This window comes from Herbiconiux sp. VKM Ac-1786 (assembly GCF_015350805.1).
Classification (GTDB): domain Bacteria; phylum Actinomycetota; class Actinomycetes; order Actinomycetales; family Microbacteriaceae; genus Herbiconiux.
Genome location: NZ_JADKSG010000002.1, coordinates 1,569,458 through 1,577,885, shown reverse-complemented (window position 1 = coordinate 1,577,885; position 8,428 = coordinate 1,569,458). Strand labels below are relative to the sequence as shown.

The window sequence follows — 8,428 nt, the reverse complement described above, 5'->3', positions numbered from 1 at the left end:
CTAAGACTCTCAGCGCCGATGGTACTGCAAGGGGGACCTTGTGGGAGAGTAGGACACCGCCGGACATACTTTGAGAAATGGCCACCCAGCGATGGGTGGCCATTTCGCTTTAACATCACCACAACACCACACTGAGAACGACAGAGATCCCAAGGGGGCCATCGTGAGCGAATCCGACGACGAGCAGCGGAACAACGGCGACCGTCGACCCCCGCGCAAGGACACCGGCTCGCGCCCCTTCACGGGCCGCCGCGACAGCAGCTCCGGCCCCGACCGCTCCTCTCGCTCGTCCTCGAACTCCGACCGGCCCGCGCGTGACGGCGCCCGTCCTCCCCGCGACGGCGCCCGTCCGCCTCGCGACGGGGACCGCCCTTTCCGCGGTTCGGACCGTCCGTCCCGCGACGGCGACCGCCCGCAGCGCAGCGGCGACCGCCCCTCGTACAACTCCGACCGGCCCTCACGCGGTGGCGACCGTCCCTCGTACAACTCGGACCGTCCCGCTCGTAGTGGCGACCGCCCGCAGCGCGACGGCGACCGCCCGCGCTGGAACTCCGACCGCCCGTCCTCGGGTGACCGCCCGCAGCGCAGCGGCGATCGTCCCTCGTACAACTCCGATCGCCCGTCGCGTGGTGGCGACCGTCCCTCGTACAACTCCGACCGCCCCGCTCGTGGGGGCGACCGTCCCCAGCGAGATGGTGACCGCCCGCGGTGGAACTCCGACCGTCCTTCCTCGGGTGACCGGCCGCAGCGCAGCGGCGACCGCCCCTCCTACAACTCCGATCGCCCCGCTCGTGGCGGCGACCGTCCTTCGTACAACTCGGACCGCCCCGCTCGTGGTGGCGACCGTCCCCAGCGGGACGGCGACCGTCCGCGCTGGAACTCCGACCGTCCTTCCTCGGGCGACCGCCCCTCCTACAACTCCGATCGCCCCGCTCGTGGCGGCGACCGGCCGTCGTACAACTCGGATCGGCCGGCGCGCGGTGGTGACCGTCCCTCGTACAACTCGGATCGGCCGGCGCGTGGTGGTGATCGTCCCTCGTACGACTCCGATCGCCCAGCGCGTGGTGGCGACCGTCCGTCGTACAACTCGGATCGGCCGGCGCGTGGTGGCGAGCGTCCCCAGCGGGATGGCGACCGTCCGCGCTGGAACTCCGATCGTCCCTCCTCGGGTGACCGGCCGCAGCGCAGCAGCGACCGTCCGTCCTACAACTCGGACCGGCCTTCGCGGGGCGGGGATCGCCCGTCGTACGGGTCGGATCGGGGCCGTGGGGGTGACCGTCCGGATCGGGGCGGTGAACGACCGCGCCGCGATGGCGGGCGCCCGGGCGGCGACGGGGAGCGGCGGCTCTGGACCCGCGACGGGCAGCCGGCGCGTGGTGACGCGGGCGCATCCAGGTTCGAACGCCCGGAGCTGACCGAGGAAGAGCGTCTGGCCAAGGAGCTGCGCATGGTGCGCACCCGCCACGACGACCCCGAGATCCCCTTCGACGTCACGCCGCGCGACCTCGACAAGGTCGCTCGCAACGAGCTCAAGACGCTGAACAAGGAGAACGCCGACGAGGTCGCACGCCACCTGGCGATGGCCGCTCGGTTGATCGTCGACGACCCCGAGCTGGCGCACCAGCACGCCATCTCGGCCGGCCGTCGCGCCGGCCGGATCGCCGTCGTGCGCGAGACCCTCGCCATCACGGCCTACAGCACCGGCGACTACGCGCTGGCGCTGCGGGAGCTGCGCACCTACCGGCGCATCTCCGGATCCAACGAGCAGCTCGCCCTGATGATCGACAGCGAGCGCGGCATGAGCCGCCCCGAGCGCGGTCTCGACGAGGGACGGGCGATCGAACGCTCGACGCTCTCGGTGCCGGCGCAGGTCGCCGTGGCGATCGCGATGTCGGGCGCCCGACTCGACCTCGGTCAGACGGATGCCGCCCTGGGCGAGCTCGAAATCCCGCAGCTGAACCCCGACGTGGCGTACTCGTACAGCCCCGCCCTCTTCGACGCGTACGCCGAGGTGCTCACGGAGCTCGGACGCGAGGACGACGCCGCCACCTGGCGCCGCCGTGCCGAGGTCGCCGCGGCGGCCCTCGACGGTGACGGTGAAGACGATACGATCGAGGTCTTCGAAGACTTCGACGATCTCACCTCCCACATCGGCTCCGACGCTCTCGACGACGAGGAGACGGGTGCTCCCGCCGCCGACATCTCGGATGACGCGGACCTCGCCGACGACGACTTCGACCCGGAGGGCCTCGCCGACGACCTCGACGATGACGACCTCGACGATCAGCCTGACGCCGTCGACCGCCAGGGTATTGCTCACGCGGACGGCATGCCCGGCGACTCGACGGATGATGCTCTCGCAGAGGACCAGCCCGGCGAGGACGTCGCACCCCAAGACGCCCCGGCCGGCGACACCGGTGCCTCGGCCGAGCCGGTCGCTCCGGCGAAGGCGAAGCGGACCACGAAGCCGAAGGAGGCCACTCCGGCGGTCGACCCTGTGTCGGCGACTGCCGTGGAAGATGCGCCCTCGGAAGCGGCTGTGGACGCGGCCGTGGAAGCGCCGCCCGCCGCGAAGGCTCCCGCGAAGCGTTCGACTGCGGCCCAGAAGAAGGCCGCCGCCTCCGAGCTGGCGGCTTCATCGACTGACGACGGCGCCGAGCCGGTCTCGGTCGAAGCGCCCTTGAAAGCGCGCACCCGCGCCACAGCGAAGCCGACCGATGCCGAGGTCGCCCCCGACGCCGAGGCGGAGTCCCCGATAACCCCGTCAGCCGATGCGCAGCCGACGGCGGACGTGGAGCCACAGGCGCCTGCGAAGGCGAAAGCGCCGGCCAAGGCGAAGGCGCCCGCGAAGACGAAGGCGCCGGCCAAGGCGAAGGCACCCGCAAAGACAAAGGCTCCTGCCGAGGCGGAAGCTCCCGCTGAGGTGAACGCCCCGGTCGAGGTGGAGGCTTCAGCCGAAGCGAAGGCCCTTGCGACAGCGAAGGCCCCTGCCAGGGCGAAGGCGCCCGCCAAGGCGAAGACTTCGTCTGCGGTGGAAACCGACGCCGAGGTGGTGGCTCCGATTGAGGCGAAAGCTCCGGCCGAGGTGACGGCTCCGGCCAAGGCGAAGGCCGGCGTCAAGGCGAAGGCCCCCGTTGACGCGGAGGCTCCCACCGACGTGGAGGCTGCGGTCGCGGTGAAGGCTCCGGCCAGGGCGAAGGCGCCGGCCAAGGCCAGGGTGCCCGCCGAGGCGAAGGTGCCCGCCGAGGCCAAGGAGCCCGCGGAGGCCAGAGAGCCCGCCGAGGTGGAGGCTGCGGCCGAAGTGGAGACACCGGTGAAGGCGAAGGTTCCGGCCGCGGCGAAGGCGCCGGCGAAGGCGCCGGCGAAGGCCAAGGCTCCGGCCAAGGCGAAGGCTCCGGCCGCGGCGAAAGTCCCGGCCAAGGCGAAAGCCGCGGCCGCGGTGAAGGCCGAGGCGGCCGACGCGGGTGCGGGTGAGGCGGAAGCGCCGGCGAGGGCGAAGCGTGCGGCCGGGGCGAAGGCTCCGGTGGCGGCGAAGCGTGCGGCCGGGGCGAAGGCTCCGGTGGCGGCGAAGCGTGCGGCCGGGGCGAAGGCTCCGGTGGCGGATGCGGGTGCGGCCGCTACGGGTGCCGACGCGGCTGACGGTGGCGCGGGTGGCGCCGACGGTGGCGCGGGTGGCGCCGACGGTGGCGCGGGCGGGGAGGGTGGCCGTGGGGCTGTTCGGTAGGGCCAAGGGGGAGGTCGTGCATCCGCTCGAAGGGGTCGATGCCGTGCTGGCCGACCTCGACGGGGTCGTGTATCAGGGGGCCGGGGCGATTCCGTTCGCAGTCGACGCGCTGAACCGGGTGGCGGCCGAGGGGCTGCGGGTCGGGTACATCACGAACAACGCCTCGCGCACCGACGCGCAGGTCGCCGGGCACCTGAGCGAGTTCGGGCTGGCCGTCGCCGCCGAGGACGTCGTGACGTCGCCGCAGGCCGCCATGCGCGTGATGCGCACGCTGATCGAGCCCGGGTCGACCGTGCTCGTGGTGGGCGGGGTCGGGCTGAGCTCCGAGGTCGAGAAGGCCGGGTTCGTCGTGACGCGGTCGGCCGAGGACGCGCCGGCCGCCGTCGTGCAGGGGTTCGCGCCCGAGGTCGGGTGGACGCAGCTGGCCGAGGCGGCGTTCGCGCTGCACGATCCGGCGGTGCAGTGGGTCGCCACGAACACCGACTGGACGATCCCGGTGGCTCGCGGCATCGCACCCGGCAATGGCACGCTCGTGTCGGCCGTGCACACCGCCGTCGGGCGGCTGCCCGTGGTGGCCGGCAAGCCCGAGACCACGATCTTCGAGGTGGCGGCCGAGCGGTTCTCGGCGCAGAACGCGGCGTTCATCGGCGATCGGCTCGACACCGACACGCTGGGGGCGAAGCGGGCGGGGCTGCGGGCGATCCACGTGCTGACCGGCATCGATCGCGCGAAGCAGCTGCTGGCGGCGCCGAAGGATTCGCGGCCCGACTTCATCCTCGACGATCTGCGGCAGCTGTTCGAGCCGTATCCGGTGGCGCGCACCTCGAAGGACGGCGTCGAGACCACCGTCGGCTCCAGCGTCGTCACGATGAAGGGGCACGTCGTGCGGGTCGAGAAGGCCGGCGATCGACCGGTCGACCTGCTGAGGGCCGGATGCGCGGCGATCTGGGGCTCGGGCAAGTCGATCCACGTGCTCGACGTCGATCCCGCGCTGTACAGCTGACCTGGCCTGACCGTCGGGCGGCACCCGCAGCGTGGCAGGAATGCGGCGGCAGGTGACCGTCGGGCGTTGGAGCGGTGTCGGAGGCCGGCCCTACGCTCGGGGCATGGCGATCATCCCTGACACCAAGAACTGGACGTGGGTGCTCGAGCGCGAGTGCCCCGACTGCGGCTTCGACTCCTCGGCGACGGCGGCGCGGGAGGTGCCGCGGCTTCTGCGCGAGAACGCGGCGGCCTGGCCCGTCGTGCTCGAGCGCGACGATGTGCGGGAGCGGCCCGACGAGGGCACCTGGTCGGCGCTGGAGTACGCGGCGCACGTGCGGGACGTGTTCCGTGTCTTCGACGGGCGGCTGGCGCTGATGCTCGAGCAGGACGAGCCGGCGTTCGCCAACTGGGACCAGGACGCCACGGCGCTCGAGGATCGCTACGCCGAGCAGGACCCGGCGGTGGTCTCGCGCGAGCTCACCGAGGCCGCCGAGACCATGGCGCGGGCGCTCGAGGCGGTTCCCGACGACGCCTGGGGGAGGCGGGGGCTGCGGAGCGACGGGTCGGCGTTCACGGTGGAGACGCTGGCGCAGTACTTCATCCACGACCCGGTGCATCACCTGCACGACGTGCGGGGCTGAGCCGCCGAGCTGCGCGGGGCGCGCCGAGCCGGCCGAACTGAGCGAGCCGAGTAGAGCCGGCCGAGCAGAGCTGCGGCGGGGTCGGCGTGCCGTCAGGCCTCCGGGTCGCCGATGCGCTCGAGTGCGTCGACGATGAGCGACCAGAAGCGCTCGTGGTCGAGGTCGACGGCGACCTGGGTGGTGCAGTCCTCCGGCGCGGGGGAGCGGAAGTCGGCGACGGTCATGCCGAGCGTCAGCGTGCCCGAGAGCTCGACGTCGAGCGGCACGCGGCGGGCCGTCATCACGTCGGGGTCGATCACGCGCGCGACCGCGCACGGGTCGTGCACGGGCGGGTGCAGGAAGCCCTGCGCCTCGAGATAGGTTCCGGCGAAGAACTGCAGCAGCTCCTCCACGAAACGGGCCGGCGCGGTGTCGATGGCCCGGATGCGCTCCCGCACCTCGGGCGTCGCCAGCGCCTGGTGGGTCAGATCGAGCCCGACCATGGTGAGCGGCCACGACTCGTTGAAGACGATGTGCGCGGCCTCGGGGTCGATGATGATGTTGAACTCGCTCGTCGCGCTCCAGTTGCCCACGTGGTAGCCGCCGCCCATCAGCACGACCTCCTTCACGCGCGGCACGATGCGCGGCTCCTTGCGGGCGGCCATCGCGATGTTGGTCAGGCCGCCGGTGGGCACGAGGGTGACGGTGCCGGGCTCCTCGGCCATGATCGTGTCGATGATGAGGTCGACGGCGTGCCGCTCGTCGAGCTCGATCATCGGCGCGGGCAGCACGGGCCCGTCGAGGCCCGACTCGCCGTGGATGTCGGGCGCGACCTCGACGGTGCGGACGAGCGGGCGGGCGCAGCCGGCGGCGAAGGGAACGCCGGTGATGCCGGCGACCCGGGCCACCGAGAGGGCGTTGCGGGTGACCTTCTCCAGGGTCTGGTTGCCGACGACCGTCGTGACGGCGAGCAGCTCGATCTCGGGGCTGCCGTGCGCCAGGAGCAGCGCGATGGCGTCGTCGTGACCGGGGTCGCAGTCGAGGATGATCTTCTTCGGCACAGGGGTCTCCTCGGGATCGGGCGGGACGAGCATCCTGAGCATATATGAAATGCGCGTTCATCTGTGCAATACTCGCGCCATGACTGACACCGACCTTGCTGCGCACGGAGCTGCGCGCGTCGACTGGATCCGCTCGCGGATGCCGCTGCTCGCCCAGGCCCGCGAAGACCTCGCGAAGACCCGGCCGTTCGCGGGCCACCGCATCGGCATGTCGCTGCACATCGAGCCGAAGACGGCCGTGCTGCTCGAGACCCTCGCCGCCGGCGGCGCGGAGATCGTGGGCACGGGCAACCACGGCTCCACCCAGGACGACGTCGTGGCCTACCTGCAGACCCTCGGCATGACGCTCTTCGGGCGCCGCGACGACACCCTCGAGGAGCACCACTCCAACGTGCTGCGCGTGCTCGACGCCGAGCCCGACATGCTGCTCGACAACGGCGGCGACCTCGCGGCCGGGGTGGTCGCTCGGGGCGCCGCGGCGAGCCTGATCGGCGGCACCGAGGAGACCACCTCGGGCGGCGACCGGTTGCGGGGTGAGCTCGCCGGGGCCGTGCCGTTCCCGATGATCGTGATCAACGACAGCCTGCTGAAGGCCATCGGCGAGAACAAGCACGCGGTGGGTCAGTCGGTGATCGAGAGCTTCATGCGCATCACGAACCTGATGGTGCCGGGGCGCCGCTTCGTCGTGTTCGGCTACGGCTGGTGCGGCCGCGGGGTCGCGCACTACCTGCGGGCGCTCGGCGGCAAGGTCGCCGTGGTCGAGATCGACGAGCTGAAGGCGTTCGAGGCGGCGCTCGACGGGTTCCGGGTGTCGGATGCGCTCGCGCTCGCCCCGTGGGGTGACGTGTTCATCACCGCGACCGGGCACCCCGACGTTCTGCCGCTCGAGGCGATCGAGCTCATGCAGGACGGGGCGGTGCTCGGCAACTGCGGTCACTTCCCCTGGGAGATCGACGTCGCCGGGCTGCGGGCCGCCGCGGTCGGCAGCCGCGAGATCATCGAGGCCGTCGAGCGCATCGACCTGCCGAACGGGCGGCACGTCGTGCTGCTGGCGGGCGGGCGGATGTTCAACCTCGCCGGCCGCGAGCCGAAGGGCAACTCGCTCGAGTCGATGGACCTCGGCTTCCTGCTGCAGACCCTCTCGCTCGAGCGGGTCGCCACGGATGCGGCGGGGCTCGTCGCGGGGGCGCAGCCGGTTCCCGACGACATCGATCGCACGATCGCCCGGCGGATGCTCGCCGCCCTCAACGCCGCGGAGTGACGGTGAGCGATACCTCTGCCGGCACCGAGCCCGCGGCGAAGGGGCCCGAGTACGCGGTGCCGGCGCTGGACAAGGCGCTCGACATCCTCGAGGTGCTGGCCGGGCGGCTCGAGGGGATGAGCCAGGTCGAGATCGCGGCGGCCGTGGAGCGGTCGCCGAGTCAGATCTTCCGGGTGCTGACGACGCTCGAGCGGCGGGGGTACCTCTTCCGGGAGCGGCAGACGGGGCTGTACTCGCTGTCGCTGCGGCTGTTCGACCTGGCGCACCGGCAGGAGCCGCTGCGGGCGCTGACCGCGGCCGCGCTCGCGCCGATGCGGCGGCTGGCCGACGAGACCGGGCAGTCGTGCAACCTGAGCGTGCTCGACGTCGACCGGGTGCGGGTGGTGGCGCAGGCGGAGTCGCCGGGGGACTTCGGCTTCCGGGTGCGGGTCGGGGCGACGTTCTCGGTGGAGAAGACCGCGACCGGGGCCGTGCTGCGGGCGTTCGCGGGCCGCGCGGCGGAGGGGGGCGCCGGGGTGCTGGCGGGCATCCGGGAGCGCGGTTTTCTCGAGCGGGCGGATGCGGTGCGGGGGTCGATCACGGACGTGGTGTTCCCGGTGCTGGGGGGGTCGGGCGAGGCGGTGGCGGCGCTGACGGTGCCGTACGTGGCGACGAGCTACAGCGCGGTGCCCGCCGAGCGGGTGCGGGAAGCCGCCGCCCGGGCCGCCGCGGAGATCTCGGCCGGCCTCGGGCTCTGAGCCCCGAGGGAGCTCAGGCGCTCAGGCGGTGGGGCGCGGTG

At 72.6% G+C, this 8,428-nt stretch carries 6 protein-coding genes; 5 read left to right on the top strand and 1 reads right to left on the bottom strand.

Annotated features, from left to right (window positions below; genetic code table 11):
- Positions 1-1,447 precede the first annotated feature (1,447 nt).
- The 3 genes from ITJ64_RS19055 to ITJ64_RS18440 all read left to right on the top strand — a co-directional run bounded on the left by ITJ64_RS19055 (position 1,448) and on the right by ITJ64_RS18440 (position 5,349).
- The gene (locus ITJ64_RS19055) at positions 1,448-3,724 is read left to right on the top strand and encodes a hypothetical protein (RefSeq protein ID WP_228508743.1); all 2,277 of its coding nucleotides are present in this window, start codon (positions 1,448-1,450) and stop codon (positions 3,722-3,724) included.
- The gene (locus ITJ64_RS18445) at positions 3,708-4,727 is read left to right on the top strand and encodes an HAD-IIA family hydrolase (protein ID WP_370545263.1); all 1,020 of its coding nucleotides are present in this window, start codon (positions 3,708-3,710) and stop codon (positions 4,725-4,727) included. Before ITJ64_RS19055 ends, ITJ64_RS18445 begins: the two co-directional genes overlap by 17 nt.
- Before the next feature lie 103 nt (positions 4,728-4,830).
- Entirely contained in the window at positions 4,831-5,349 is a 519-nt protein-coding gene (locus ITJ64_RS18440) for a DinB family protein (protein WP_194682107.1), read from the top strand.
- Between the two features lie 92 nt (positions 5,350-5,441).
- Here ITJ64_RS18440 and ITJ64_RS18435 read toward each other — a convergent pair whose 3' ends face one another.
- Positions 5,442-6,422: a nucleoside hydrolase gene (locus ITJ64_RS18435; protein WP_194682106.1), complete on the bottom strand. Its 981-nt coding sequence runs from the start codon at positions 6,420-6,422 to the stop codon at positions 5,442-5,444.
- A 46-nt stretch (positions 6,423-6,468) separates the two neighbouring features.
- On the opposite strand from ITJ64_RS18435, the gene ITJ64_RS18430 reads away from it, so the two are divergent.
- A complete protein-coding gene (locus ITJ64_RS18430; RefSeq protein WP_194682105.1) occupies positions 6,469-7,650 on the top strand; it encodes an adenosylhomocysteinase in 1,182 nt (393 codons plus the stop codon).
- Between the two features lie 2 nt (positions 7,651-7,652).
- Positions 7,653-8,387: a helix-turn-helix domain-containing protein gene (locus ITJ64_RS18425; protein WP_194682104.1), complete on the top strand. Its 735-nt coding sequence runs from the start codon at positions 7,653-7,655 to the stop codon at positions 8,385-8,387.
- Positions 8,388-8,428: the final 41 nt, after the last annotated feature.